38 protein-coding genes and 1 pseudogene are annotated in these 26,198 nt (G+C 70.3%); all 39 read left to right on the forward strand.

Going from position 1 to position 26,198, the window contains the following annotated elements; translation table 11 throughout:
- The first annotated feature begins 62 nt into the window (after positions 1 to 62).
- Complete coding sequence (locus J2X64_RS01555) at positions 63 to 287, forward strand: helix-turn-helix domain-containing protein (protein ID WP_310148630.1); 225 nt, start codon at positions 63 to 65, stop codon at positions 285 to 287.
- 244 nt (positions 288 to 531) lie between these two features.
- Positions 532 to 933: a hypothetical protein gene (locus J2X64_RS01560; RefSeq protein WP_310148633.1), complete on the forward strand. Its 402-nt coding sequence runs from the start codon at positions 532 to 534 to the stop codon at positions 931 to 933.
- On the forward strand, positions 930 to 1,127 hold the full coding sequence (locus J2X64_RS01565; protein WP_310148636.1) for a hypothetical protein: 198 nt from the start codon (positions 930 to 932) through the stop codon (positions 1,125 to 1,127). The genes J2X64_RS01560 and J2X64_RS01565 overlap by 4 nt, the downstream gene beginning before the upstream one ends.
- Positions 1,124 to 1,585, forward strand: a complete 462-nt coding sequence (locus J2X64_RS01570; protein ID WP_310148639.1) for a hypothetical protein — start codon at positions 1,124 to 1,126, stop codon at positions 1,583 to 1,585. Before J2X64_RS01565 ends, J2X64_RS01570 begins: the two co-directional genes overlap by 4 nt.
- The gene (locus tag J2X64_RS01575; protein ID WP_310148642.1) at positions 1,582 to 2,121 is read left to right on the forward strand and encodes a hypothetical protein; all 540 of its coding nucleotides are present in this window, start codon (positions 1,582 to 1,584) and stop codon (positions 2,119 to 2,121) included. Before J2X64_RS01570 ends, J2X64_RS01575 begins: the two co-directional genes overlap by 4 nt.
- Positions 2,118 to 2,480, forward strand: a complete 363-nt coding sequence (locus J2X64_RS01580) for a hypothetical protein (RefSeq protein ID WP_310148645.1) — start codon at positions 2,118 to 2,120, stop codon at positions 2,478 to 2,480. The genes J2X64_RS01575 and J2X64_RS01580 overlap by 4 nt, the downstream gene beginning before the upstream one ends.
- On the forward strand, positions 2,477 to 2,782 hold the full coding sequence (locus J2X64_RS01585) for a hypothetical protein (protein ID WP_310148648.1): 306 nt from the start codon (positions 2,477 to 2,479) through the stop codon (positions 2,780 to 2,782). Before J2X64_RS01580 ends, J2X64_RS01585 begins: the two co-directional genes overlap by 4 nt.
- Complete coding sequence (locus tag J2X64_RS01590; RefSeq protein ID WP_310148651.1) at positions 2,782 to 3,048, forward strand: hypothetical protein; 267 nt, start codon at positions 2,782 to 2,784, stop codon at positions 3,046 to 3,048. The genes J2X64_RS01585 and J2X64_RS01590 overlap by 1 nt, the downstream gene beginning before the upstream one ends.
- On the forward strand, positions 3,045 to 4,748 hold the full coding sequence (locus J2X64_RS01595; RefSeq protein ID WP_310148654.1) for a DNA cytosine methyltransferase: 1,704 nt from the start codon (positions 3,045 to 3,047) through the stop codon (positions 4,746 to 4,748). Before J2X64_RS01590 ends, J2X64_RS01595 begins: the two co-directional genes overlap by 4 nt.
- Positions 4,745 to 4,981: a hypothetical protein gene (locus J2X64_RS01600; protein WP_310148658.1), complete on the forward strand. Its 237-nt coding sequence runs from the start codon at positions 4,745 to 4,747 to the stop codon at positions 4,979 to 4,981. Before J2X64_RS01595 ends, J2X64_RS01600 begins: the two co-directional genes overlap by 4 nt.
- 92 nt (positions 4,982 to 5,073) lie before the next feature.
- Entirely contained in the window at positions 5,074 to 5,358 is a 285-nt protein-coding gene (locus J2X64_RS01605) for a helix-turn-helix domain-containing protein (RefSeq protein WP_310148661.1), read from the forward strand.
- Positions 5,355 to 6,353: a hypothetical protein gene (locus J2X64_RS01610; protein ID WP_310148663.1), complete on the forward strand. Its 999-nt coding sequence runs from the start codon at positions 5,355 to 5,357 to the stop codon at positions 6,351 to 6,353. The genes J2X64_RS01605 and J2X64_RS01610 overlap by 4 nt, the downstream gene beginning before the upstream one ends.
- On the forward strand, positions 6,346 to 6,855 hold the full coding sequence (locus tag J2X64_RS01615; RefSeq protein WP_310148666.1) for a hypothetical protein: 510 nt from the start codon (positions 6,346 to 6,348) through the stop codon (positions 6,853 to 6,855). The genes J2X64_RS01610 and J2X64_RS01615 overlap by 8 nt, the downstream gene beginning before the upstream one ends.
- Entirely contained in the window at positions 6,852 to 7,178 is a 327-nt protein-coding gene (locus tag J2X64_RS01620) for a hypothetical protein (RefSeq protein ID WP_310148669.1), read from the forward strand. The genes J2X64_RS01615 and J2X64_RS01620 overlap by 4 nt, the downstream gene beginning before the upstream one ends.
- Positions 7,175 to 7,420 carry a hypothetical protein gene (locus tag J2X64_RS01625; RefSeq protein WP_310148671.1) on the forward strand — a complete coding sequence of 82 codons (246 nt, stop codon included), beginning with the start codon at positions 7,175 to 7,177 and terminating at the stop codon, positions 7,418 to 7,420. The genes J2X64_RS01620 and J2X64_RS01625 overlap by 4 nt, the downstream gene beginning before the upstream one ends.
- Positions 7,417 to 7,890 (forward strand): hypothetical protein, encoded by a 474-nt coding sequence (locus tag J2X64_RS01630; protein WP_310148674.1) that lies wholly within the window; start codon positions 7,417 to 7,419, stop codon positions 7,888 to 7,890. The genes J2X64_RS01625 and J2X64_RS01630 overlap by 4 nt, the downstream gene beginning before the upstream one ends.
- Entirely contained in the window at positions 7,887 to 8,267 is a 381-nt protein-coding gene (locus J2X64_RS01635) for a hypothetical protein (protein WP_310148677.1), read from the forward strand. Before J2X64_RS01630 ends, J2X64_RS01635 begins: the two co-directional genes overlap by 4 nt.
- Entirely contained in the window at positions 8,264 to 8,824 is a 561-nt protein-coding gene (locus J2X64_RS01640) for a hypothetical protein (protein ID WP_310148680.1), read from the forward strand. Before J2X64_RS01635 ends, J2X64_RS01640 begins: the two co-directional genes overlap by 4 nt.
- The gene (locus tag J2X64_RS01645) at positions 8,821 to 9,207 is read left to right on the forward strand and encodes a hypothetical protein (RefSeq protein ID WP_310148683.1); all 387 of its coding nucleotides are present in this window, start codon (positions 8,821 to 8,823) and stop codon (positions 9,205 to 9,207) included. The genes J2X64_RS01640 and J2X64_RS01645 overlap by 4 nt, the downstream gene beginning before the upstream one ends.
- A complete protein-coding gene (locus J2X64_RS01650; RefSeq protein WP_310148685.1) occupies positions 9,204 to 10,142 on the forward strand; it encodes a phage Gp37/Gp68 family protein in 939 nt (312 codons plus the stop codon). Before J2X64_RS01645 ends, J2X64_RS01650 begins: the two co-directional genes overlap by 4 nt.
- A complete protein-coding gene (locus tag J2X64_RS01655; RefSeq protein WP_310148688.1) occupies positions 10,139 to 12,673 on the forward strand; it encodes a DNA methyltransferase in 2,535 nt (844 codons plus the stop codon). The genes J2X64_RS01650 and J2X64_RS01655 overlap by 4 nt, the downstream gene beginning before the upstream one ends.
- Entirely contained in the window at positions 12,673 to 13,185 is a 513-nt protein-coding gene (locus J2X64_RS01660) for a hypothetical protein (protein WP_310148690.1), read from the forward strand. The genes J2X64_RS01655 and J2X64_RS01660 overlap by 1 nt, the downstream gene beginning before the upstream one ends.
- Before the next feature lie 118 nt (positions 13,186 to 13,303).
- Positions 13,304 to 13,801 (forward strand): hypothetical protein, encoded by a 498-nt coding sequence (locus J2X64_RS01665; RefSeq protein WP_310148693.1) that lies wholly within the window; start codon positions 13,304 to 13,306, stop codon positions 13,799 to 13,801.
- A gap of 62 nt (positions 13,802 to 13,863) precedes the next feature.
- Positions 13,864 to 14,625: a helix-turn-helix domain-containing protein gene (locus tag J2X64_RS01670; RefSeq protein ID WP_310148695.1), complete on the forward strand. Its 762-nt coding sequence runs from the start codon at positions 13,864 to 13,866 to the stop codon at positions 14,623 to 14,625.
- Between the two features lie 141 nt (positions 14,626 to 14,766).
- Positions 14,767 to 14,958: pseudogene (locus J2X64_RS19150) on the forward strand (hypothetical protein); the annotation flags it as partial.
- Positions 14,955 to 15,080: a hypothetical protein gene (locus J2X64_RS01675; RefSeq protein ID WP_310148698.1), complete on the forward strand. Its 126-nt coding sequence runs from the start codon at positions 14,955 to 14,957 to the stop codon at positions 15,078 to 15,080. The pseudogene J2X64_RS19150 and the gene J2X64_RS01675, both read left to right, overlap by 4 nt.
- Positions 15,080 to 15,466, forward strand: a complete 387-nt coding sequence (locus J2X64_RS01680; RefSeq protein ID WP_310148700.1) for a hypothetical protein — start codon at positions 15,080 to 15,082, stop codon at positions 15,464 to 15,466. The genes J2X64_RS01675 and J2X64_RS01680 overlap by 1 nt, the downstream gene beginning before the upstream one ends.
- Positions 15,463 to 16,314, forward strand: coding sequence for a hypothetical protein (locus J2X64_RS01685; protein WP_310148703.1), 852 nt, complete (start codon positions 15,463 to 15,465; stop codon positions 16,312 to 16,314). The genes J2X64_RS01680 and J2X64_RS01685 overlap by 4 nt, the downstream gene beginning before the upstream one ends.
- A gap of 14 nt (positions 16,315 to 16,328) precedes the next feature.
- Positions 16,329 to 17,759, forward strand: coding sequence for a hypothetical protein (locus J2X64_RS01690; protein WP_310148706.1), 1,431 nt, complete (start codon positions 16,329 to 16,331; stop codon positions 17,757 to 17,759).
- Entirely contained in the window at positions 17,756 to 18,223 is a 468-nt protein-coding gene (locus J2X64_RS01695; protein ID WP_310148708.1) for a hypothetical protein, read from the forward strand. Before J2X64_RS01690 ends, J2X64_RS01695 begins: the two co-directional genes overlap by 4 nt.
- Before the next feature lie 184 nt (positions 18,224 to 18,407).
- Positions 18,408 to 18,779, forward strand: a complete 372-nt coding sequence (locus tag J2X64_RS01700) for a hypothetical protein (RefSeq protein ID WP_310148710.1) — start codon at positions 18,408 to 18,410, stop codon at positions 18,777 to 18,779.
- The gene (locus J2X64_RS01705) at positions 18,772 to 18,984 is read left to right on the forward strand and encodes a hypothetical protein (RefSeq protein WP_310148712.1); all 213 of its coding nucleotides are present in this window, start codon (positions 18,772 to 18,774) and stop codon (positions 18,982 to 18,984) included. The genes J2X64_RS01700 and J2X64_RS01705 overlap by 8 nt, the downstream gene beginning before the upstream one ends.
- Before the next feature lie 97 nt (positions 18,985 to 19,081).
- On the forward strand, positions 19,082 to 19,678 hold the full coding sequence (locus tag J2X64_RS01710) for a hypothetical protein (RefSeq protein ID WP_310148715.1): 597 nt from the start codon (positions 19,082 to 19,084) through the stop codon (positions 19,676 to 19,678).
- Between the two features lie 55 nt (positions 19,679 to 19,733).
- The gene (locus J2X64_RS01715; RefSeq protein WP_310148718.1) at positions 19,734 to 19,997 is read left to right on the forward strand and encodes a hypothetical protein; all 264 of its coding nucleotides are present in this window, start codon (positions 19,734 to 19,736) and stop codon (positions 19,995 to 19,997) included.
- A gap of 750 nt (positions 19,998 to 20,747) precedes the next feature.
- Positions 20,748 to 21,377 (forward strand): hypothetical protein, encoded by a 630-nt coding sequence (locus J2X64_RS01720; RefSeq protein ID WP_310148722.1) that lies wholly within the window; start codon positions 20,748 to 20,750, stop codon positions 21,375 to 21,377.
- A gap of 1 nt (position 21,378) precedes the next feature.
- On the forward strand, positions 21,379 to 23,082 hold the full coding sequence (locus J2X64_RS01725) for a hypothetical protein (RefSeq protein WP_310148725.1): 1,704 nt from the start codon (positions 21,379 to 21,381) through the stop codon (positions 23,080 to 23,082).
- A gap of 20 nt (positions 23,083 to 23,102) precedes the next feature.
- Positions 23,103 to 24,572 (forward strand): phage portal protein, encoded by a 1,470-nt coding sequence (locus J2X64_RS01730; RefSeq protein ID WP_310148728.1) that lies wholly within the window; start codon positions 23,103 to 23,105, stop codon positions 24,570 to 24,572.
- 10 nt (positions 24,573 to 24,582) lie between these two features.
- A complete protein-coding gene (locus J2X64_RS01735; RefSeq protein ID WP_310148731.1) occupies positions 24,583 to 25,368 on the forward strand; it encodes a hypothetical protein in 786 nt (261 codons plus the stop codon).
- A gap of 67 nt (positions 25,369 to 25,435) precedes the next feature.
- On the forward strand, positions 25,436 to 26,194 hold the full coding sequence (locus J2X64_RS01740; protein ID WP_310148734.1) for a hypothetical protein: 759 nt from the start codon (positions 25,436 to 25,438) through the stop codon (positions 26,192 to 26,194).
- The last annotated feature ends 4 nt before the right edge of the window (positions 26,195 to 26,198 follow it).

The raw sequence follows: 26,198 nt of genomic DNA on the forward strand, positions 1-26,198 counted from the left end.
AACGTAGAACTACGCCATACGTACTTCCACTGATGCCCGCTCGTACGAACGAAGGAGGTGACATGGCAGACAAGCGACTCCTGACCGTCGCCGAGGCGGCCGCCCCCGACCAGCTCGACTGCTCGACGGACACGATCTACGCCCGCGTCCGTTCAGGCGAGTGGCCGCACACGAAGCACCTGAACGGCCGGAACATCCGGTTCACCCAGGAGCAGATCGACGCGATCATCCGCATGGGTGCGGTCGAGCCGATCGTGCAGCAGCCCCGCCGGCGCAAGGCCGGCTGACCTTCTTTTTTTGCCCGCCGTGACCATCGAGATTAGTCACTGACTCAGGGGTGCATACGTTGCTCGACATGAAGCAGCAGATCCTCCGCGACCTCGCGGAGCTCGACGAGAAGCGCCAGCAGCAGCTGGCCGACGAGGCCGCTCGCCTTCTGGCCGAGCAGCGCAACGCCTGACGAAACAGCAGCGCCCGACCCCACACAGCCTTCCGAGCCGGGGATCGGGCACCAACCGAGAGGAGTGTCCCATGACGGACACGATCATCACCAGCGACACGACGTCCTTGCCGGTGGACTCCCCTGCCAAGGCTTCCGAGCCGCTGGTGTCCGCCACCACGCTCGAGGTCGTCGCGAGCCTCGCCCCGGTTCTGGGGCGCCTGGCGCCGGCCGCGTACAACATCGACGTCACGCCGCACCAGATCCGCGTCCAGGGCAGCGACGGCTCGCTCGACGAGCTGATCAAGGTCCTCGGCCTGACCTACGCGAACAGCCGCGTCGACACCGAGACGCAGCGCCGCTTCACCGACTACACCGGTCGCGCGTTCGCGCCGTGGCAGTCGGTCCGGGTGTGGGCCGTCGTCGTCGAGGACGCGCCCGCGCAGCTGCCCGCTGACTGCGACAGCGCCGACCACGAGGCGGCGACGGCGTGAGCAGTCCGGTCGACCTCCTCCAGATCCGCGTCGGCGTGGAGTCCTTCCGCGAGGCGTTCCGCAAGCTCACCCACGTCGGCCGCCACCGCGACACCTCGTACCGGGCAGCCGTCCGCGGTCAGATCCGTGACGACCGCGCCCGACTAATCGGGCAGCGGTACGCACCGCGCCACGCGAAGGCGGTGCGGCGATGACCGTCGACCTCACCCGCCGCCAGGTCAACCTCGGCGCAGCGTGGTCCGTCCCCGTCGTCCTCGCAGCCGTCGCGGCCCCGGCCGCGCAGGGCTCGCAGATCCCCCTCGACCCGTGCACCCCGAACCTGCTGTTCAAGCCGCTGGCCAACGGTGAACTGAAGGGCAACGACGGCAACGGCTTCCAGCTCGTCACGGGCGACGGCATCACCGTGACCAACCTGAACGCCGGGGCCGTGTCCGTGCCCGTCGTGTTCTGGACGTCCGCCCACCAGGACGCGCTGCTCGTCGGCGCCGCCGACGTCCTGCTCGAGGCGAAGGACGGCAACAGCTCGTCGACCGTCGTCGTGCTCGAGCCCGGCCAGCCCCGCACCTTCCGGGTCCGGGCGGCCGCGTCCAGCGCTGAGGCGCACCTGATCGTCGACTGCAGCCGCTTCATCTTCAAGGCGGTGCAGCGATGACCACGACCGCCCTTCTGCCGCTCACGTCCTTCACGAACTGGCTGGCCTTCGGTGAGCGCGGTCTGTCGTCCGAGGCGATCGTGACCCACTTGACGGGGAGTGCCGTCAGCCGCTGGGGCCACGGCGACCACCCGCACGACCCCGCGGATTTCCGCCGTTGCGTCGTCCTCCTCGAGGCCGTCCCTGTCGCCGGGCTGACCTTCCCGACGATGCGCACCGTCAGCCCCGCGTGGGCCCGGCTGGTCGACGCCTGGGACGAGATCCTCGCTGAGCTCACGGCCGAGGTGCCGGGCTTCCGCGACCGCGACAGCGGGGGTTCCGCGTCCGCGCCCCGGACGTACGCCCTCATGCAGCGCGTCCTCGCGGCCGGCACGAGGTGCGAGCCCTGCGACGGCACCGGCAAGGCCGAGGCCTGCCCGAAGTGTCACGGCACCGGTCGTCGCGCCGGGGGCCGCTGCCGGAACGAGGGGTGCGCCGCCGGCCACTTCTACTGCCGCACCTGCCGCGGCCGCGGGTACACCGGGGGCGACCGATGAGCCGCCTGATGTCGGTCGCCTTCACCGAGGCCGCCGTACGTAACCGCTCGAAGACGGTCACCCGGCGGAAGGGCTGGCTGTTCGCGAAGCCCGGGGATCGGGTCACCCTCTGCCGGAAGGTCATGGGCCGCCGGAAGGGCGAGCCGCTCGAGCGCATCTGCGACGTCGAGATCGTCAGCGTCCGCCGTGAGGTGCTCGGCGAGATCACCCTCGACGACGTCGCCCGCGAGGGCTTCCCGGACATGTCACAGGACGAGTTCGTCGAGCGCTTCTTCATCGACGCCCAGGGCATGGACCCGCACGACGTCGTCACCCGCATCGAGTGGCGCTACCTCGACGACGAGGCAGGTGCAGCATGACCGCCCCCGCCACTCTGACCCTCGAGGTCCTCGGCCGCACCGACGACGGGCGCATCGCGTTCGGCTGGGCGGAGATCCCCGACTCCCTCACCATCGACCCGGTCCTGCTCGACGAGGCCGACCTCGGTGTCCTGGTCCGCGAGTTCGAGCGGAACAACCTGCCCCTGTGGCCTCAGCGCCCCTGCGTGAAGTGCGGCGACGACGCCGTCGGACGGATCGAGGGCGACGACCTGTGTGCCCGCGACATCCGCGCGTACGGCGCCGCCGAGGACGCGTCGTTCGAAGCGGCACGGGGCGAGTGATGCGGTTCCTCATCACGGCCCTCGTCGTCACCGTCCTGTCCGTCGGCACCGTCGCGCTCGCCTACTACCTGTGCGAGGCCATCGTCGCCGAGCTCGATGCGCGGGCCCTCCAGAACGCCGCGCCGGCACCCGACACCTCCCCTGCGCGGGTGCCGGCGCGCGCCACCTTCCTCTGCCCGAGCTGCCGGACGCATGGCGTCAGCCGCCCGGGCACCACCTGCGCGCCGTGTCAGCACGGCCCCACCACGAAAGGAGGCTCCCGGTGAGCCTCACCATCACCGACCTGTTCTGCGGCGCAGGAGGTTCGTCGACCGGCGCTATTCAGGTGCCCGGCATCACCGTCCGAGTGGCGTCGAACCACTGGCAGCTCGCAGTCGACACACACAACACCAACCACCAGGACGCCGACCACATCTGCGCGGACCTGTCCCAGATCAATCCGGCGTACTTCCCCACCTCCGACATCCTGTGGGCGTCTCCGGAGTGCACGAACCACTCCCGCGCCAAGGGCAAGAAGCGCACCAGCACGCTGCAGGGCGACCTGTTCGAGGAGCGCGTCCCCAACGAGGCGGCCGAGCGGTCCCGGGCAACCATGTGGGACGTCGTCCGCTTCACCGAGCACCACCGCTACCAGGCGATCATCGTCGAGAACGTCGTCGAGGCCGCGCAGTGGGAGCCGTTCCGGGCGTGGCTGCTCGCGATGGACTCGCTCGGCTACGGCCACCAGATCGTGTCGCTGAACTCGATGCACGCTCAGGCATACGGGATGCCGGCCCCGCAGTCCCGCGATCGCCTGTACATCGTGTTCCACCGCAAGGGGAACCAGCGGCCCGACCTGCAGGAGATGCAGCGGCCCTCCGCCTACTGCCCTACCTGCGACGAGGTCGTGCGGTCCATCCAGTCGTGGAAGCGCCTGGACCACAACAGCGCCGGCCGGTACGGCATCCGACAGCAGTACGTGTACCGCTGTCCGAACGTCTCGTGCCGCAACCAGGTCGTGGAGCCCGGCTGGCTTCCCGCAGCGGCGATCATCGACTGGTCGATCAAGGGGCATCGCATCGGCGATCGGGCGAAGCCGCTCGCGGACAAGACGCGTCGCCGGATCGCGGCTGGCATAGCGCGGTACTGGGGACCACTGCAGGTCGAGACGATGAACGGGTACGACGCGTCGGACCCGAAGCACAAGCGGCACGGCGACCCGAACTCGTACTACCGGGCGTGGCCGATCGACGAGCCGATGCGCACCATGCACGGATCGGAGTCGAAGGCGCTGGCCATCCCCGTGGAGGGCCGCGAGGGCAAGGTCGCCCAGCCGATGAGCGCCGCACTGCGGACGCAGACGACCCGGCTCGAGACGGCCCTGGCTGTGCCGGTCGGCGGCACGTGGGACGACAAGAGCATCCCGATCCACCGCGAGCCGCTGCGCACGCAGACGACGAACGACGGCACCGCCCTCGTGACGCGGCCGTTCATCGCCGAGCTGCGCGGCGGTGGGTCCACGGCACGCGACACCGCCGACCCGCTGGCGACCGTGACCGCATCCGGCAACCACCACGCGCTGGTGACGAGCTACTACGGGAACAACGACTCGGCTAAGCCGGCGTCGGAGGCGCTCGACACCGTGACCACCGTTGACCGGCACGCCCTCGTCATGCGGAACAACAGCGGCGGCGCAGAGATGGTCACCCCGGTCCGCGAGCCCGTCCGAACGATCACCACCGCAGGCCACCAGTCCGTCCTCACGCCTGGCGACATCGCAGCCGCCGAGGCGCAGGTCGACGACGTCCTGTTCCGCATGCTCGAGCCGCACGAGGTCAAGGGAGCCATGGCGTTCCCCGGCGACTACGTCATCCTCGGGAACCGTCGCGAGCAGGTGAAGATGTGCGGCAACGCCGTCACTCCCCCGGCCGCCCGCGACCTCATCGCGGCCGTCGCCGCTTCCCTCGGGCTCAAGGTGGCGGCATGAGCCAGCACCCAACGCTGCCGGTCCAAGGAAACGAGGACCTGTACGGGCGGTACCCCCACCAGGGCGACTGCACCGGCACGAAGTGCACCGCGTGCGGCTGCTGCTGCCACTGCGCCGACGACGGCCACTGCGAGGGCCAGCCCGGTTGCTGGGAGCAGGACTGCGGCTGCCCCGACACCCCCACTCCCACGGCTGCCCCGGTGGTCGACGTCCCGACTGGAGGACTCCTGTGAAGTCGTACGGCAACGCCAGCCCCGGCGGCCCGGCGGGCGGCCGCGGAGTCCCACTCCCGAGCGGGCCGACGTCCCGTCCCGGGTCGGACATCGTGTCCCGCCTCGCGGCCGCTCGCGAGCGGGTCTCCCCCATCAGCCTCACGCCGCTGTCCCAGATCCGTAACGTGTACGTCGAGCCGCCGTCGCAGGCCGCCCGACCTGCCCGCGGCGCCACTCGGATCGACCGGGTCGAGGTCGCCGCCCTGTACCGGCGCGGCGCGTCCGGCCCAGAGATCGCGAAGCTCCTCGGCTGCACGACCGGCACGGTCTACAAGGCCCTGGAGGACCAGGGCGTGCAGCGTCGCGAGGCCCACCGCTACCGCAAGGACGCGTCATGATCCTGCGCACCCGGAAGCCGACCGGCCTCCCGTCCTGGCCGATCCTCCTCCTCGCCGGGACCGAGAAGGCCGGCAAGACGTACGCCGCCGCGGCCGCCTCCGCATCGTCGCTGATCGGGCGCACCCTGTGGGTCACGATCGGTGAGGACGCCCCGGACGAGTACGGCGCCATACCTGGCGCCCGGTTCGAGATCGTCGAGCACGACGGGACGTACCGGCAGATCCTCGGCGCCCTCGACGAGTGCGTGGCCGAGCTCGCGAAGGACGAGACCCCCGGTCTCATCGTCATCGACTCCGGCACCCGCCTGTGGAACCTGCTCAGCGACGAGGCTCAGGCCGTCGCCAACCGCCGCGCCGCGGCAAAGGCAGCCCGGTCGAACCGCCCCACCCCGGACGACGACGCCACGATCGGCATGGACCTCTGGAACACCGCGAAACAGCGGTGGGACCACGTCATGGACTGCCTGCGCGAGCACCAGGGCCCGTCGATCATCACCGCCCGCCTCGACCTCACCGCGGTCGTCAACGACAAGGGCGACCCCACGAAGGACAAGACGTGGAAGGTGCAGGCGCACAAGTCGCTGCCCTACGACGTCGGCGCCATCGTCGAGCTACCAGCACCGGGTGAGGCCGTCCTGACCGGGGTCCGGTCACTGCGGGTGAAGAACGCCCACACGCAGCGGCGCGCGTTCCCGGGCTTCACGGTCGAGGCGCTCTGGACCGAGATGGGTCTGGCCGAAGCCGCTGGCACCCGCTCCCACGTGTCCGCCACAGGTGAGCAGTCCGTCGACGCCGTCCGCGCTGCCGTCGTCGCGCTGCTCAACGAGATCGGTGACCTCGCCGCCCGACTCGGCATCCCCCGTCAGCAGATCGTCAACGACTGGGCCGACTCCCACCCCGGCGAAGCCATCGCCGAAACCACCGACATCGGAGCGCTCGAGCTCCTCCGCGACGACCTGGCCGAGAAGGTCAAGAAGGGCTCCACCGATGAGTGACACCAAGGACCTGACCCGCCTCGCACTGACCGTGCAGGTCGTCAAGAAGAAGGTCGAGGCAGCAGACGCCCGCGTGCGCGAGCTCCTGTCCGCCCGCCTCGACGCCGGCGAGCGCGTGCCCGGCCGGATCGGCGACCAGAAGATCGGGGCCGCCACCCGAACGGAGCCGAAGCCAGCGGCTCGGATCACGGACGGTGCAGCCTTCCGTGCCTGGGTGCGTGAGCACCGGCCCGAGGAGATCCAGACCGTCGAGTCCGTCAACGCCGCCTTCGAGAAGTCGATCCTGAAGGTGATCACCGACTGCGGCGGCCTCCCCGACACGGACACCGGTGAGGTCGTCGACGTCCCCGGCGTGCAGGTCATCACCGGCGTCCCCCAGCTGCGCGTGGTCCCCGACTCCGGGGCCGAGCAGATCATCGCCGCCGCGATCGCCGACGAGGGCCTGTCCCTCGCCGAGCTGCTGGACAACGTCGAGCGTCTCTCGATCGAGGCCGGCTCGTGAACCGCACCGCAGTCCAGAGCACTCGCGCCATCGAGTGGCGGCTCGCGCCCCGTTCCGGCGGCGTCCTCGCTGGAACGGTCTACGTCGAGCCCTTGGGCCTGCGCGCGATCGTGTCCCGCGACATGGGCCTGTGGCACCTGTCGGTGTCACACCCGAAGCGCTACCCGACCTGGGATGAGATCGCTGACGCCCGCGAGCGGTTCATCCCCGACGACGTGACCATGGCGATGCTCCTGCCCCCGAAAGCGGAGTACGTCAACCTGCACGAGACGACCATGCAGCTCTGGCAGGTCAAGCCCGAGTCGATCGGGGGGACGGCATGAGCGGCATCGCTGGCATCACGACCGAGGTCAGGACCGTCGTCACCGACTGGCGCGCCTTCGGCCGGCACGTCGCGAACCAGGCCGACAGCACCCAGCAGGCGGACTTCCTCGCCGGGCTGGCCGAGGCGATGGTCGACGCGCAGGTCCCGTACATCTCCGACGACATCGCCGGGAGCAACGCCGCCGACACCATCCGCGAGTTCCTCCAGAGCCTCGCCAGCATGATCGGAGCCCGAGCATGAGTCCCACGTATGCCGCGCAGACCGGAGTGTCCAGCGAGGCGAGCCGCGGGGAGATCGAGCGCACCCTCATCCGGTACGGCGCAACGTCGTTCGCGTACGCCTGGGAGGCGTCGCGCGCCATGGTCGGCTTCACCGCGAACGGCCGGCAGTTGCGGTTCGTCCTGCCGATGCCCGACCGGGCCGCCCGCGAGTTCACCCACACCCCCACGCGCGGAAACCGTCGTACGGAGGCTGAGGCGGCCAAGGCGTACGAGCAGGGCGTGAAGCAGCGCTGGCGCGCCCTCGCCCTCGTGATCAAGGCCAAGCTGGAAGCGGTCGAGGCGGGCATCGTCTCGTTCGAGCAGGAGTTCGGCATGCACATGGTTCTGCCCGACGGCAGGACCGCAGCCGAGCACGTCATCCCTGCGATCGATCAGGCCTACGCGACAGGTCAGATGCGGCCCCTGCTGCAGATCGGGGCAGGGTCGTGACTGGCTTCACGACGGTCACGAAGAACGTGATCAAGGACCGCGACGGCGGCCAGTGCGTCCGCTGCGGGACCACCGTCCTCATCTGGAACGGCACCACCTGGCAGGCGCTCGCCCGGTACGAGCACCATCACCGGCGCCCCCGGGCCATGGGCGGGTCCAGTGACCCCGTCACGAACGCCCCCGTCAACGGGCTGCTGCTGTGCGCCGACTGCCACGCGCACGTCGAGTCCAACCGGGCTGAGGCCTACGACGACGGCTACCTCGTGCACCAGGGCATCGACCCGGGCGCCATCCCCGTCCTGCACCACCAGCACGGCCTGACGTACCTCACGAACGAGGGCTACACCCCCTCACCAGTCAAGGAGACCACCCCGTGAACCCCATCGTGTTCCTCGACACGGAGACGGATGGGCTGCACGCGGCCCGCCGCCCGTGGGAGATCGCCATGGTGCGCCGCGACAGCGACGGCACCGAGCGCACCCTGACCATGTACGTCGCCCTCGACCTGCGCGACTCCGACCCTAAGGCCCTTCAGATCGGTCGGTTCTGGGACCGTCACCCCTCCGGCCGGCGCATGGTCGGGAAGTCCCCGTCGCCGGGCGACTCGGCCACCGTGTACAGCAGCCATGACGCCGCGAAGTTCGTCATGGAGTGGACGTTCGGGGCGACCATCGTCGGCGCCGTCCCCTCGTTCGACACCGAGGTCCTCGGGCGGATGCTGCGCCACCACGGGTACCTGCCGTCGTGGAACCACCGAATTCGCTGCGTGGAGACCATGACCGCTGGCTACCTCGGCAAGGACCCCGGCGGGCTGCGTGACTGCGCCGACGCGCTCAGCGTCCGGTACGAGCACGACCGGCTCCACACCGCCCTCGGCGACGCTACCCTGGCCCGCGACATCTGGGACCACCTCATGGCTGGCGGCGCCCGGTGAGCGACCACGCGTACCGCACGCTGCTGCGGATCCTGTCCAGCATCCCCGCCGACGAGGTCGTGTCCGCTGACTCGTTCCGCGTCGCCACCGACTCGGCCCAGCTCACCAGCGCGGAGAAGTCCGGTGCCCTCACCCGGGCGATGAACGCCGGGTACCTCTCCGCTCTCGTCGCGCATGACCCCACCGGGAAGCCGTACCTCTGGCACGGGCAGCGCGTCCTCGGGTGTATCGCCTCCGACCGGGAGCAGGGCAAGGGCGGCCGCGTCCTGCTCTACGTCCGCACCAACGAAACCGTCCCGGAGCACGCGTGCCAGGTGACCCCGCCTTCTCTCGTGCCGTCCGTGTCCATCGAAGATGGTCGCCGCCCGGGGGTGGCGTCATGAGCACGAAGATCGAGTGGACCGACGAGACGTGGAACCCGGTCACTGGGTGCACGAAGGTCTCCCCCGGCTGCGACCACTGCTACGCCGAGGGCATCGCCCACCGGTTCGCCGGCACGAAGGCCTACCCCAACGGGTTCGACGTCACCCTGCGGCCCGAGCGCCTCGAGCAGCCCCTGCGCTGGACCCGCCCTCGGATGGTGTTCGTCAACTCGATGTCGGACCTGTTCCACCGCGATATCCCCGACGAGTACATCGCCCGCGTGTTCGCCGTCATGGCCTTGGCGTCGCAGCACACGTTCCAGATCCTGACGAAGCGGCACGGGCGGATGCGGTCGCTGCTGTCGGACCGCTGGTGGAGCGAGACCCTTCTGCCTGAGCTCATCCACGAGTTGGCGGCTGGCCGCGGCTACGAGGTGCGGTACCCCCTCCCGAACGTGTGGTTGGGCGTCTCCACCGAGGACCAGCAGCGCGCCGAGCTCCGCATCCCCGCGCTGCTCGACACCCCCGCCGCGGTCCGGTTCATCAGCGCCGAGCCGCTACTCGGACCGATCGACCTGTTCTCGCGCTCGTCCATCGACCGGAACCCCCAGCTCGACTGGGTCATCGTGGGCGGCGAGTCCGGGCCGGGCGCGCGCCCCATGCACCCGAACTGGGCGCGCCGGCTGCGCGACCAGTGCGCTGAGGCCGAGATCGCCTTCTTCCTCAAGCAGTGGGGCGAGTGGGTTCCCGAGTCGTTCCTGAAGCACCGCGACAACGCCCCCGCAGCGTTCCTCGACGCCGACGGTATGTGCCGCCCGCTGGTGAACGGCATACCGACCGACCCGCCGCGCGCCCGAGGCGACGCCATCACCATCCGCCGCGTCGGCAAGAAGACGGCGGGGCGTGTGCTCGACGGCCGCCAGCACACGGCCTGGCCGAAGGCGGTGACCGCGTGACCACGACGTACGAAGAGTTCATCGCGGACAAGGTCGACTTCGAGCAGTTCTTCGGCCACGACGTCACGCCTGACCAGGTGCACCCTCTCCTGAAGCCGCACCAGCGCGCGATCGTGTGCTGGGCGGTCCGCGGCGGCCGGCGTGCGATCTTCGCCGCGTTCGGCATCGGCAAGTCCGTCATGCAGATCGAGACCCTCCGCCTCACCCTCGACGGGCTCGGCCCGGATGCTCGCGCCCTGATCGTGTGCCCCCTCGGGGTGCGGATCGAGTTCGCGCACGACGCCGCCATGCTCGGCATCGAGACACGGTTCGTGCGCCGCACCGAGGAAGTCGACGGGCCGGGGATCTACGTCACGAACTACGAGTCGGTGCGTGACGGGAAGCTCGATGTCAACCTGTTCACCGCGGTCAGCCTCGACGAGGCCTCGGTGCTCCGCTCATTCGGGTCGAAGACATACCAGGAGTTCCTCACCCTGTTCGACCAGGTGCCGTACCGGTTCGTCGCCACCGCCACCCCGTCACCGAACCGGTACAAGGAGCTCATCCACTACGCCGGGTTCCTCGGAATCATGGACACCGGCAACGCCCTCACCCGCTTCTTCCAGCGCGACTCCACCAAGGCGAACAACCTCACGCTGTACCCGCACAAGGAGCGCGAGTTCTGGCTGTGGCTGAACACGTGGGCGATCTTCCTGCAGTCGCCGGCCGACCTCGGCTTCGACGCCACCGGGTACGACCTGCCACCGCTGGAGACCGTGTGGCACGAGGTCGACGTCGCCGAGGACGACGAACCCCAGGTCGACCGTGACGGGCAGGGGCACCTAGTCCGCGGCGTCGCGCTCGGGCTGCCCGAGGCCGCAGCGGAGAAGCGTCGCAGCATGCCTGCCCGAGTCGGCCGGCTCATGGCCATCGTGCGCGAGCACCGGGCGGCACACCCGGGCGATCAGGTCATCCTCTGGTGCGACCTGAACGACGAGCAGCGCGCGATCGAGCACGCCCTCACGGCCGAGGGCATCACCTACTCGTCCGTGCACGGGTCGCTGGACCCGGACGAGGTCGAAGCCCGGCTCGGGCAGTGGAAGGACCGGCAGACGTACGCCCTCATCGGCAAGCCGGTGATGCTCGGCCAGGGCATGAACCTCCAGCAGTGCAACACCGCCGTGTACGTCGGCATCACCTTCAAGTTCAACGACCTCATCCAGTCCCTGCACCGGATCCAGCGCTACGGGCAGACGCGACCCTGCGTCGCCCACCTCATCCACGCGGAGTCCGAGCGCGAGGTCGTGCAGACGATCCGCGCGAAGTGGGGCCAGCACAAGGAGCTCACCGCCACCATGACGAAGATCATCCGCGAGCACGGCCTGTCCTCGGACAGCATCGCCGCCGCGCTGACCCGCTCGATCGGCGTCGACCGCATCACCGCCCAGGGCGACGGCTGGTTCGTCGCGAACAACGACTGCGTGGCCGAGACCCGCGACCGTATGGGCGAGAACGAGGTCGACCTGATCGTCACGTCCATCCCGTTCAGCAACCACTACGAGTACACCCCGGCCTACGAGGACTTCGGCCACACCGACGACAACAGCCACTTCTGGTCCCAGATGGACTACCTCACCCCGCAGCTGTTGAAGGTGTTGCGGCCAGGCCGGATGTACGCCTGCCACGTCAAGGACCGGATCCTGTTCGGCAACGTCACCGGCGCCGGTGTCCCTACCGTGAGCCCCTTCCACGCCGAGGCGATCGCCCACGGCGTGAAGCACGGCTTTGACTACATGGGCATGATCACCGTCGTCACCGACGTCGTCCGGGAGAACAACCAGACGTACCGCCTCGGCTGGTCCGAGCAGTGCAAGGACGGCACGAAGATGGGCGTCGGGTCGCCGGAGTACATCCTGCTGTTCCACAAGCCGCAGACGGACCGGTCCAAGGGGTACGCCGACGTCCCAGTCACGAAGGACAAGGCGACCTACACGCGGGCCCGGTGGCAGGTCGACGCACACGCGTTCTGGCGGTCCTCCGGCAACCGTTCCCTGACCCCTGACGAGCTGGCCAGCCTCCCCGTTGAAGAGCGGTCGCGCCTGTTCACCGAGCAGACCCTGCGGGACGTCTACGACTACGAGTCGCACATCGCAGTGGGCGAGGCGCTCGAGGGCCGTGGCGCCCTCCCTGCCACGTTCATGAGCCTGGCACCCGGCTCGCACCACCCCGACGTCTGGCACGACGTCAACCGGATGCTGACCCTCAACACAGAGCAGTCGCGACGCGCCCAGGCGATGCACGTGTGCCCGCTGCAGTTCGACATCGTCGACCGGCTCATCCGCAGGTACAGCAACCCCGGCGAGCTCGTGTTCGACCCGTTCGGCGGGCTCTTCACCGTCCCCGTCCGCGCCCTGGCCCTCGGCCGGCGCGGCCGGGCGTCCGAGCTCAACGCCGGGTACTTCCTCGACGGCGTGAAGTACCTCCAGGCGGAGGAACGGAAGAGGTCCATGCCGTCGCTGTTCGACCTCGACGGTGATGAAGGCGCTGCCTGATGGCACGCACCCACATGCGCCTACACGTCTCCGTCTGGGAGGACGACGACTGGCTCGCGCTCACCTCCGCACAGCAGACCGTGTACCTCGCGCTGTGCTCGTCGAAGGACACGTCGTGGTGCGGCGTCCACCCGCTCCTGCCGCAGCGACTCGTCGGGTCGTCGAAGGACCTCACCGACCGTCGCGTCGCCGACGCACTGCGGGTCCTCGCGCACCGGAAGTTCCTCGTCGTTGACGACCGCACCGCTGAGATCCTCGTCCGCACCTTCGTGCGGCACGACGGCATCCTGGCCCAGCCGAACGTCGCGAAGGCGATGGTGAAGGCGATGGACCGGGTCCGGTCGAAGCGGATCCTCACGTCGATCAGGACCGAGCTGGCGCGTGAGCTCGAGGACAACCCTGACGCCCGCGGCTGGGCTGCGGTGCGGTCGCTGAACCCGGACCTGTTCGACGCGCTGCGGTCGAAGGCATCCGGGAACCCTTTGCCGATCCCTTTCCCGAAGGGTGCGTGAAACGGATGCCCAACTACCCCTCCCCCTTCTCCCTTCCCCTCTCCCCCGGTCGTGTTCCTCCTTCCACCACATCGTCAGGTTCCGTACCGGGCGAGCCCGGCGACGGGGTGGTGGATCGATGAACACCTTGACCCGCGTCCAGACCGAGGCGCTGGCGACGCTCGTGACCAGGCTGCGCCCGGACTGGCGTCACGCCGGTGTGGTGGCGGCGATCGAGAAGGCAGCCGCTACCGCTGACGCGTTCGACGTGGCCCGGGCCCTGATCAACCTGGCTGCCGAGCCGTCGGTGCAGACGCCCGGGCTGCTGCCCGGCAAGGGCCCGCACTGGAGGCGCCCTGACGGGGAACTCCCGGACCGTCGTGGCGACCACAACGTGTACTGCCATCGGCATCCGCTGAGTGTCCTCCCGAACTGCCCGCAGTGCATCGCTGAGGACCAGCCGTGCCGCCCACCGGCGGACCTGATGGAGCAGATGCTCGCCGACGTCCGCCGCGGCAAGGACGCGGTCGCGCACCGCGCCGCCGACAACGAAGCCAGGCGCGCCGCTCAGCCCACTGACACCGCGGCGGTCGACGCCGCCCGCGACCGCATCGACGAGGAGGAGACGACCTCATGACCTGCATCCGCAAGCCCGGATCCGAGTGGACCATGTGCCCGTGCCAGCCGTGCCGCGCTGACATGGCCAGGAAGTCGAAGCTGCGCCGCAACGGCCGGCCCGTGGTCGTCGACGTGCGCCACCAGGCGTGGGAGCGCATCACACAGTGGGTCGCTGCCGGTTACTCCCCCACCGTCATCGCCGGGCTGGCCGGTGTGCGCCGCCGGACCGCCGACGGGATGGCGAACGACGCCCGCGCCGGCCGGGCCCGGCTGGTTCACCACTCCACCGCCCGCCGCATCATGGACGCCGCGGACCGGCCCACCGGTGGAGGCGGGTGGGTGCCGTCGACCGGCACCGTGCGCCGCCTGCAGGCCCTCACCGTCATGGGCTGGTCCATGGCCGACCTCGCGGAACGCTGCGACGTCGCAGAGAGCACCCTGCACGCCCTCCGCGACCCGAAGCACCGCACCACACGCCCCAAGTTCGCCGCAGCGGTCGAGCGGCTGTACGACGAGCTCGCGGACAAGGAGGGCAACTGCCGTTACGCCGGCGCCCGGGCGCGTAACCGAGGGTGGCTGCCCCCTGCGGCGTGGGACGACCCCGACACCGACCCCCAGCCCGGCGAGCAGGGCACGGACGATGTCGTCGACGAAGTCGTGGTCGAGCGCGCCATGAACGGTGACCCGGTCACGCTCACCGACACCGAGCGCGCAGTCGCGCTCGAGCGGCTCGCAGCCGCTGGGCACTCCGACCGTGAGATCGGCCGCCGCCTCCACGTCTGCGACCAGACGATCCTGCGTTGGCGCACCCGCCTCGGAATCCAGTCGGGGTGGGCGGCATGACGAGCATCGTCCGGCGCCCCGCGCTGACCGCAGTCGCTAAGGCCATGACCGAGGACGAGCTGCAGACCACGATCACGGAGCTGCTCGACCGGTTCAAGATCCGCTGGCACCACGAGACCGACTCCCGCCGGTCGAAGTCAGGGGCTGCCGGATCTGATCATCGTCGGCCGGCAGGTCGAGTTCTGGGAACTGAAGGCCCAGGGCGGGAAGGTCACCACCGAGCAGGGCGCGTTCCTCTCGGACCTCGTCGCTGCCGGGATGAAGGCGCGCGTCGTGCGCCCGATGGACCTGCTCGACGGCTCCGTCGTCGCGTGGGTGCGGGGGCTGCGGTGAACACCATCCGGCGCTGGTTCGCCGACCTCGAGCGACGCCACTACCGCCGCACCCGCAAGTACAACGCCGAGCACCACCAACCCCGCCCATGCGTCACCACCCGCCAGAGGAGCCAGCACTGATGCCGACCATGCCACTCGCCGAGGAGAACCAGGTCACTCCCGACGCGTTCTTCGCCCCCGGTGTCGTGTGGGTCGTGAACCCCCTGCCCCCGACTGGCCGTGCGGTAGAGCTCGTCATGGAGTGGTGCGACCGGCACGGTCTGAACGGCCGCCGCATCCCCGCCGACGGCGGCCTCCGCGTCCGGCTCGCGACACCTGACGGCGGGCTCGTCGCCGACGTCGTCGAGTACGAGTGGGACGAGGAGCTCGACGTACCGAAGAAGCCGGCGCACTCGACCGGCCGTCTGCCGCTGAAGCCGTCCGTCGAGGTGCCCGTCGACACCATCCCGCCAGCCCGAGGACTGATCCCCGCATGGGCCGCCACCCTCACGAAGGAGACCCGATGACGCTGCACGCCTGCGCCATCTGCACCCGCCCGGCCGGCGACGCGTTCGTCTGCCGCGACTGCGGCCGGAAGACCATCAGCCGCCTGCGACTCGTCGCCGACCTGTGCCGGTACGCCGACGACAAGCGCGCCCGGTTCGGCTCGACCTGGCGCGCCGGCACGATCGGCCGCACCCCGGAGCAGCCGCTGCCCTACGACCCCCGCGTCACCGTGGTCGTGGGGTCCGTCGGCCGTACCCTCCGCGCAGCCCGCGACCACGTCCGCAAGTCCGGCAGCGAGGGACCGGTGTACGCCACCGACCACCCAGCTGCGCTCGCGTCCTGGCTCACCTCGAAGGTCGACGTCCTGCGGCACCACCCCCGCGGCCCGGCCATGATCGAGCGGCTCAACGCGTCGGCGAAGCAGCTGGTGAAGCTGTTCGACGCGCCCCCGGAGCGGCTGTACGTCGGCCCCTGCGGACACGACGGGTGCGACGCGTCGCTGTACGCCGACAGGGAGAACGGCGCCAGTGTCGTCGCCTGCCCGAAGTGCAAGCACGAGACCCCGATCAGCGAACGCCGCGACGAGCTCGCCGCCGGTGTCGAGGCGTACCTCGGCACCGTGAAGGAGATCAGCCGGCTCCTGCGCGAGACGTTCGGCGACGACGTGTCCGAGCGCATGATCCGCGGCCTGATCGACCACGGCCTGGTCATGGCCCGCGGCACCCGCCGCGAGATCGACCACGCCGGCCACCACCACACAGTCACCCTCCTGCGCATCGGCGAGGTCAGGGAGGCCGTGAACGTCATGCACCGCGACAAGGCGATCCGCCGAGCCGTGAAGCGCCACACCCGCACCGCCACCGCCTGAGGAAGGAACCACCCGTGACGAACACCCAGCGAGACGACGAGGCGTTCATCGAGCGTCTACCCGCCCACGTCGGGCACAACCTGCGCCACTTCGGTCCCAGCCAGCAGCACCACCTCGGCGGCTACTGCTGGTGCGAGCCCGAGCGCATCCGCCACAACAACGCGATGGGCCCCCGCACCGCGCCGGTCGAGCCGCCCATCGTCATCGGCGTGCTCTGGCCGGACGGGAAGGAGACCGTCGCGTCGCCTGAGCTCATCGGCCAGTGCGTGAAGTGCGACTCCCGCACACACGAGACCAGCGAGCACCCTGATGCGCAGCGCTGCAGTTTCACCGTCACCCGCGAAGGCGAGGATTCCCCCTGCGAGCGCCCCGCCACCGGCTGGCGCTGGTACCAGGGCCACGACCACGAGGACACCCTCGAGCCCGCGTGCGCCGTGCACGAGAACACCGGCGGCAACCGGATGCACGCCGCCGAGGCGCTCGTCGCCGAGCTGCGCTCCGCCCTCGACGAGATCGTGTTCGCCTGCGCGCCGCTGGACTGGGCCACCGACGGCCGGCCAGAGACCGCCGTAGCCCACGTCCGCGAGGTAGTGCGCCGCTGGGGAGACGCAGGCGCCCGGGCCACGGCATACCAGGAGGGCATCGCCAACCTCGAGCGCGAGAGCGCCGGATGGCAGGACGCCCACGGCCAGGCACAGGCCCGCCTGCAGGCGCTCGAGGCTGTCCTCGGCCGTGACGGGCACGGTTACCTCCCCTCCGGTGTCGCGCTCGACCTGCGCGCCATCGCCGACCAGTTCGCTGCCGACCAGACCGGGCCAATCACCGAGGCGCTGTCCGGTGTCGAGCTCACCGTCGGCTTCCGCGACGACGCAGGCGACGACGACTGGGCCACTGGCACCCTCGACCAGGACGAGTCGCGCACCATCGCGCGCGCCCTCGCGCCGATCACCGACCGGCCACTCCTCGGCAAGTGGCTGCGCCTCATCACGGACACCATGGCCGCCGTGCCCGCCACGGCGGCCGCCCCGGCCGCGTCACCCGCCGAGCGTCCGAACGCCACCCCAGACCACGAGTTCCTCCCGGTCGCCGGGCACCCCGACGACGACGAGTGCACCTTCCGCAGCGACGGGACCGACGCCACGTACTGCGGTCGGCCGAGCGATGAGCACACGTCACCCGCCGAGCAGGAGGGCGCCCCCGAGGGCCACGCGCCCGGCTGCGACGGAAGCACCCACGACGGGCCATGCGCCGATCGTGCTGCCCTCGTCGCCGAGGCGAAGCGGCTCTGCGTGGCATACCGCGCCAGCCTGCCCCCGTACGTCAGCACCGAGGCCGCGTGGGAGAACTTCATCGACCAGGCGCGGTCCAGCTACGCCGACGGCGGCCCGTGGGGCGAGGCGGCCGAGTTCGGCGGCACCATCCCCCAGACGGAGGCCGACCAGTGAGCCGCAGCCGCAACCGACGACGCCGCAACGAACGCCGCGGAGGGACCGTCGCCGCTATCCTCCGCGACGAGGGCCGCCGCTGGAACATCGCCTGCAGCTACGGTGCCCACACCTTCACCCGGTCCCGCACCGTCAACGACGCCCGGTTCATGCGCTGCACCGAGTGCGGAGCCGAGTACGCCTGCACCGAGGCCCAGTGGGCAACGCTCGCGCCACGCGCAGCCGTCCTCGACCTGTCCCGCGCCGGGATCGCCGTCGGCCCGGCCGACGCGAACCCCGTCACTGGCGACGGCTTCACCGAGCTGGCCGGCGCCCACGTCGAGCGCCCCGCCACGTACGGCCTGTGCACCCACTGCGGGTCTGTCGAGGTACGCCTGGTCAACCCCACCGGCACCCGCGACCTGTCCAGCATCGGCGAAGCCGCCGACTACCCCACCGGCTACGGCTGCGAGGTGTGCCTGTGACCGGCCCCGGCAAGCTCCCCGCGAGCCCAGCAGCAGCGGCCACCGTCCGGCTCCGCCGCACCCGCCGCACCACCGTCCTGCTGTACGACCACCGGCCCGCCCCGTTCCCCCTCGTCCTCCGCCGCCGCACCTACGGCATACGCGCCGCCGGCGAACGCCTCGCCGAAGCATGGAGGGAAGGTGCATGAACCACGACACCGGCGAGCAGCTGCGACTGGCCATGCAGCGTGCCCGACACGACGACCCGGATTGCCTGTGCCGGCCATGCGCCCACGACCGGCGAGTCGCCTGCATCCTCACCCCCGACGAGGACCACGGCGACCACGAGGAAGCCGTCATCCTGCTCCACCCACGCATGGCGAAGCGGATGCGCCCCCTCGCGCTCGTGCACGAGCTCCTCCACGCCGTCGCGTTCTCCGCCGGCCAGCTCCACGACAGAAAGCGCACCGAAGAGCAGTGGGTCCTCATGGTCACACCGCTCCTGCTTCACACCCTGCGCAGCAACCCCAAGGTCCTTGCGTTCGTCCTCGACACCCAGGACGGCGACGATGGCTGACACCGGCGACATCGAGACTCAGAAGATCGACGAGGCCCTCTCCGCCGCCTTGGGATTGCACGGCGCGTGGGTGCTTGTCACCGAGGTCTACGACGAGAACGGAGAGACGACGCTGCACATCTTCCGGCACGGCCCCAACATCTGGACCTCGATGGGCCTCATCGAGGCGGCGCGCGAGGCGACCTTGGAGCGGTTCCGTGACTAGGAGGCAGCGCCGTGCGGATCCGCGCCGACCCCGACACGGAATGACACGTCCAGCGACACGCCGGAGACCGTCACCGCCCCGGCTTACCGTTGGACCCATGACGAAGGACGCACAAGAACCCCCTGCATCCAAGAACGCCGGACAGCAGGAGGTTTCCGCTGCTGCGCGCGTCCCGCTCCCGCCCGAACTGCAGGAGCGGATCACCGCGAACACCGAAGAGCTGGCCCGCTCCGCATGGAAGGCGGCCGGCGGCAAGGCACTACCCGCGCAGGAGATCGTCGACCAGATCGTCTCCAAGAACCCCGACATCTTCGGCAAGGCCGGCGCCTCGCTGCTTGACGTGATTCGCGCTTCCGGACTGGGCACCACGACACGCAGCTCATCGATCAGCCGCGCCGCGGAGCAGATCAGGCAAAGGCCCGAGTCCCAGCTCGAGGTGGTGAAGCTGCCGCCCCGCCCAGAGGTCGACCTCCTCCGCCGCCTCATCGAGCAGGTCAAGGCGACCGACCAGCACCAAGCCGCCATCCTGGCGATCCAGCAGGCCGAGTACGAACGCTCCCAAAAGCGCGACGCCGAAGACGCCGCCCGCGACCAACGCGACCACACCATGCAGAAGTGGAACCTCGCCGTGTCCAGCATCGCCGCCGTCGCCGGCATCATCGCGATCGTCGTCACCATCCTCGTCGCCACGTGACACCACTCCCGCAACACCCCAACCAACCCAGCACGCCGACCCCAGGAGAGAACTCATGACGTTCAACGTGGGCCACCACGACCGCGAACTCGCCGCCGCATACCTCAGCGCCGACTTCATCGGAATGCGCTTCGCCTACGAGTCGGAGGACGCCAGCGAGCAGGTGTACGGACAGATCGCCATGGTCGAGACCGGCCCCCAAGGAACGGTCCGGATCGTCCTGGCCAACGCCATCGAGAACGGGTCCTCAGTGGGGCTCACCCTTCAGCCCACCGAGCGGATCTACCTGCCCCCACAGGACGAGCCCACCCACACCTGACGCCAGACGGCGACACGCACCTCACCGATTCCCGAGACTTGACAAACCGGGAATCGAAAACCGGTACGCTATGCGCTGAAGGCGCGACGTGACCCACCATGGGCCCCGCGCCTTCAGCGCGTAGTACCGAGCGGACTGACACCGGACTGCACGGACCGCCCGGGGGATGCACAGACCCCCGAGGAACCACGGGCGCGGTGGCGAACCATCGCCCAGCGCTCGGCACACGCACGAACACCTCGAGCACCCCACGCCGACCGCGTCCAGGGTGCCCCCGGGACCCCCTCCCCCCCATCCTTCGCCGGACCGCAGGGGTCTGCGGATTCTGGGGGCTACGGGTTCGGCGGAGGGTCTCAGAATCTGCAATACCTCGGGGGGCGGTATGCCGCGGGCGCCGAAGAAGTGCGGCCGGGAGGCCTGCCAGGTGCGGGTCGTCGGCCGTACCTTCTGCCCGGAGCATGAGCGTCGGCCGGCGTCGCCGTCGTCGCTGGCAGCTCGGGATCCTGAGGAGCGTCGCCGGCGCGCGGCTGCGGTCGCGGCGTGGGTGCGGACGAACGGCTGGGTGTGTCCGGGGTACGAGCGCCCGGCCCACGAGTCGAAGGACCTGACGGCGGCTCACTCGACCGCGGTCGCTCGAGGCGGGGTGCATTCCCTGCTGTCGGTGCTGTGCCGCTCGTGCAACTCGCGACAGAACACCAAGCCGTCCTGACCGCCATGGCCGGGCGGCCCGCTCCGACATGGAGGCCTGCAATGACCGGTCCTGCACCGAAGCACCCGAGCCGTCGAGCTCGTGCGAACCAGCCGGCTCCCGGTGTCACCCGGCTGCCGGTCGCGGGCCGGTCGGGGAAGGCGCCTGCGTGGCCGCTGTCGGCGGACCTGAGCCTGTTCGCGGAGAAGCGGGTCGCGGACGCGATGGTGTGCGAGGCCGAGGAGGCGCTCGACCGGGAGACTGACGGCCGGAAGCGTCGGACCCTGACGAAGGCGCTCGAGAAGGCGATGGTCCAGGCGGAGAAGCTGGGCGCGATCATCGAGGCGTCGGCTGATGCCGAGCTGGGTCTGTGGTCGTCCCTGTGGGGGACTCCGCAGGCTACGGAGTGGGAGCGGACGCACGCGCACCGTGCGGTCGCGATGTTCGTGCGGTTCCAGATCCGGGCGGAGAACGGCAACATCGAGGCGGCGAAGGAAGCCCGGATGTGGTCGGACCGGCTGGGGCTGAACCCGCTGGCGCTGCACAAGCTGAAGCAGGAGGTCGAGCGGTCGGACGCGGCCGAGACGCAGGGCGATGCCCGGCGCTCGAGCTCGCCGGCGGCCCCGGCCAAGAAGCGAGCTGCGAAGAAGGCTGCTGCGGACCCGCGTGCGGGCCTGTATGCCGTGAGCTGACGTGCTGCTCGTCGTTCCGGGTGCTGACCCGGAGCCGTGGCCGACGCTCGGTCCCGACATCTGCGACTTCATCGAGGAGCGCGCGGTATACGGGCCCGGGTCGCTGCAGGGCCAGCCGTACGAGATCGACCCGGAGTTCCGGGCGTTCATCTACCGCGCCTCTGAGGTGTACCCGCAGAAGGTGCGGCGGCCGCTGCCTGGCGGCAAGGATCACGCGATCGACCCGCACCCGTGGGCTGGTCGTCGGCGGTTCAAGCGGGTCGGGCTGTCGGTGCGGAAGGGTCTGGCGAAGACGGAGAAGGAAGCCCTTCTCGTCTACGTGCACATCCACGCGGAGGGCCCGGGCCGGTGTGACGGGTTCGACGCTGACGGTGACCCGGTGGCCGCGCCGGTGCGCGCGCCGTACGTGCCGATGCTCGCGTTCTCCCTCGACCAGGTCGAGGAGCTGGCATACGGGGCGCTGAAGTACGTCATCGAGAACGGGCCCGACGCGGACCTGTTCGACGTGTCGCTCGAGCGGGCTCTGCGGCTCGACGAGTGGGGCCGCGCCGATGGTGGCGCGTACCCGCTGGCGAACTCGCCGGACTCGCGCGATGGCGGCCGCACGACGATGAACGCGTTCGACGAGCCGCACCGCCTGTACATGCCTCGGCACCTGAAGGCGCACGAGACCATGGACGCGAACCTGCCGAAGCGCCCGCTGGACGACCCGTGGTCGCTGTACGTCGGTACCGCGGGCGAGCTCGGGCAGGGTTCGGTCGCGGAGCAGCTGCACACCGAGGCGGAGCAGATCCGCGACGGCAAGATCGAGCGCCCCGACCTGTTCTACCTGTATCGGACCGACGACGGTGGCCACAACCTCGAGAACAAGGCCGAGCGGATCCAGGCCGTGGCCGAGGCGACTGGGCCGGCCGGCGAGTGGGGCCCGGGCCAGTTCGACGACATCGCGTCGAAGTGGGACCGGCCCGGCGCCGACACCGGGTACCTCGAGCGGGTGTGGCTGAACCGGTGGGTGAAGTCCGGCGAGCAGGCGTTCGACATCAAGCGGTGGAAGAACGAGCTGAAGTTCATCGGCGGCAACCCCGAGAGTGAGCTGCGGCCGCGGATCAAGCCGGGCGCCCTGGTGGGTGTCGGGTTCGACGGCGCGCGCCGGCGCGACTCCACCGGGATCGTCATCACCGACCTGATCACCGGCACGCAGGAGTGCTTCGCCCGCTGGGAGCGCGACCTCGACGACGAGGACTGGGAGGTCCCCGAGGGCGAGGTCGACCAGGCCGTCGACGAGGTGTTCGCGACCTACAAGGTGTGGCGCATGTACGGCGACCCGCCGTACTGGGTCACCGAGATGGGGACGTGGGCGGGCCGGCACAAGGGCCTCGTCGAGGAGTGGTGGACGAACCGGTACAAGGTCATGGCATACGCCGTGCGGGCATACCGCGAGGCGATGGCATCCGGCGCGGTCGGCTGGTCGTCGGAGCACCCGTTCTCCGGTGACCTGACCACGCACATCGGCAACGCCGGCAAGCAGAACACTAACTTCCTCGACGACGAGGGCCGGCCGCTGTTCATCCTGCAGAAGATCCACCCCGACCGGAAGTTCGACATCGCCATGGCCGCGTGCCTGTCGTGGCAGGTGTACCTCGACGCCGCGAAGGTCGGCGCCAACGTGCAACGCACCCCGAGCCGGCCCCGCCGGATCCGCTGACCCAGGGAGGAGCAAGCCTCGTGACGATCGACGTCGAGACGCCCGACTCCCCCGGCTGGTGGCTGCGCCGGTGCTTCGTCAAGCTCGAGCAGCGCCGGGAGCGCATCGACCCGCTGTTCGCCCGGTACGAGGGCAACGCGCCCCTGCCGAAGTCGATGGACGGCGCGCCCGACGCGGCGAAGCGCTTCTTCCAGACGTGCCGGACCAACTTCGCCGAGATGGTCGTGAAGTCGATCCGGTACCGGCTGAAGGTCGTCAGCCTGCAGACGTCGGCCGACTCGGGCGAGACCGGCGACGCCGAAGCGTGGAAGGCGTGGAAGCGCGCTGGCATGATCGTCGAGCACCCCGACATCGTCCGGAACATGCTCGTCGCCGGCGACGGGTACGCCTTCGTCGCCCAGTACGACGACGGCCCGGCCGCGACCAGTGAGGACCCCCGCCAGGTCGTCACGATGCACGACCCCGTGCGCCAGTCCGTCATCCGTGCGAGCGCGAAGTTCTTCCACGACGCCGACGAGGGCACCGACTACGCGTACCTCCACCGGCCGGGCCGCGTGTACGTCGCGAAGAACGTCCGCAGCCGCCGCGGCACCCGAACTGCGAAGCCGACCGTGCGCTTCTCGAGCGCGTGGGAGTGGGACGACACGAAGGGCGGCGCAGACGGGCAGGCGCTGCCGGCCGGCTTCGAGAAGGACGTCATGGTCGTGCGGTACCGCAACGACGAGGCGATCGGCGACTTCGAGCGGCACCTCGACCTGCTCGACCGGATCGACCACATGGTGCTGCAGGGGATGGTCGTCGCCACCCTGCAGGCGTTCAAGCAGCGCGCCATCAAGGTCGACCCGGCGGAGATGCCCGACAAGGACCCCGACACCGGCGAGGTCATCGACTACAACGACGTGTTCTCCGCCGACCCGGCCGCCCTGTGGAAGCTGCCGCAGACGGCCGACCTGTGGGAGTCCGGCGTCGTTGACGTCACCCCCATTGCCAGCTGGGTGACGAAGGAGACCGAGCGGCTGTCGGCCGTGACGTTCACGCCCATGTCCATGTTCACCCCCGAGGGAGCCAACCAGTCCGCCCAGGGCGCGTCGCTGGTACGCGAGGGGATGACGTTCAAGGTCGAGGACAAGCAGGCCCGGATCGGCGCGGCCGACGCGCAGGTCGCGGCATACATCCTGCGCCTGACCGAGGGCCTCGCCGACCGCGGCAACGCCGAGGACATCACCGTCGGCTGGGCCCCGGCCGAGCGCTTCTCCATCAGCGAGAAGACGACCGCTGCGGTGGCCGCGAAGAACGCCGGCGTCCCGTGGCGCACCCGGATGCTCGACATCATGCAGTTCGGCCCAGAGAAGGTCGAGCAGATGGCGACCGAGCGCGCCGACGACGCAATCCTGTTCCCCGAGGTCACCGCGCAGGGGCAGGCGGCGGCCGCCGCACCGCCCGCACCCGCGCAGCCGGGCACCGCCAGCGATGGCACCCCAGCAGCCTGACCTCGGCGCTGTGACGCGCGTCTTCGACGCGCACGCGGCCCGCCGGCAGGACCTCGAGACCCGCATCACCGACCTGGTCGTCGCCGACTTCGAGCGGTTCGACGGCTGGTACTCCACCCAGCTCGTCGACGAGGTCACGAAGCAGGTCGCGGCCAAGCTCGCCGCCGGCCAGCGTGGCATCGCAGGCCTGACCGACGCGTACCTCGCCCGCGTCACCTCGTACGTCCTCGGCCGCACCGTCACCGGCTCCGGTGTGCCGCTCGTGATGGGCCAGACGCTCCGCATGGGCGTGAAGGACCACGAGGAGGTGTACGGGCGCGTCGCCGCCGAGTACCGGTACCAGCGGTACCTGGGCAACCCCGACAGCGCCGCGCTCACCACGGCGCTTACCAGGGCCCGGGAGATGGTCGGCACCGACCTCGGGCTCGCGCACCAGCACCAGGTCCGCCGATTCAACGAAGCCCGGAACGTCACCCGGTACCGCCGGGTCATCCGGTCCGAGAAGGCGTGCGGCCTCTGCGCGGCCGCGTCCGACCGGATCTACTACCGCGGCGACCTGATGCCGATTCACTCTCGCTGCAGGTGCGGCGTCATCGCCGTCACCGCGAACACCGACCCCGGCTCGCAACTGAACGAAGACACGCTGCGCGAGCTGTACAAGGCAGCCGGCTCGACCCGCGGCCCGGACCTGAAGCGGGTCCGCGTCGAGGTGTTCGAGCACGGCGAGCTCGGCCCGCAGCTCCGCGTGGCCGGCCAGCACATCCGCGGCCCCGAGCAGGTCGCCGCGGTCGCCTGACCTCGACAGAGGGACGGCACCACCCACGGTCCGACAGGGCCACCCCATCACCCGACAGGGAGACAGCATGTCGCGTCACACCAGCCCGTTCCGGTCCGCCTTCCCCGTCGAGGGCGGCCCCGTCAGCCCGGCCGAGATCCTCGCCTTCCACCACGCCCGCTTCGGCGGCCTCCGCATGGAGGACACCGGCGGCGACGGCGGACAGGGAGGCGCCGGCGGCCAGGGCGGCAACGACGGCGGCGCTGGTGGCAACGGCGGGCAGAGCACCGACACGTTCACCGACCCGGACACCGGCGAGACGTACAACTTCCCCACGGGGAAGCCCACGTCCGAGATGACGTCCGAGCAGCGCGAGGAGTACTGGCGCCACAAGGCGCGGAAGCACGAGCACGCCTCGCGGAACCGCGCCGACTACGACGAGATCAAGGCCGAGCGCGACCGGCTCCGCGCCGCCACCCAGACCGACGCCGAGAAGGCCGTCGAGAAGGCGCGCGAGGAGGCCCGCACCGCCGCCGAGGCCGAGCTGCGGGGCAAGTTCGCCGGCCAGCTCGTCGCCGCCGAGTTCAAGGCCGCGCTGGCGGGGAAGCGCGACGCCGCTGGGATCCAGACCCTCGTCGACGGGCTGGACCTCACGAAGTTCCTCACCGACACGGGTGAGGTCGACACCGACAAGGTGACGCAGTACGCCGCCGGGCTCGCGCCCGCCGGCGGCAAGGAGTGGCCCGACACGGGCCAGGGGAACCGAGGGGACCACAAGCCCGCGAAGGGCGTCTCCGCCGGGGCCGACCTGTTCGCCGCATCCCGCGGCAAGCAGAAGACCACCTGACGAT

Source organism: Phycicoccus sp. 3266 (assembly GCF_031456495.1).
Lineage (GTDB): Bacteria > Actinomycetota > Actinomycetes > Actinomycetales > Dermatophilaceae > Pedococcus.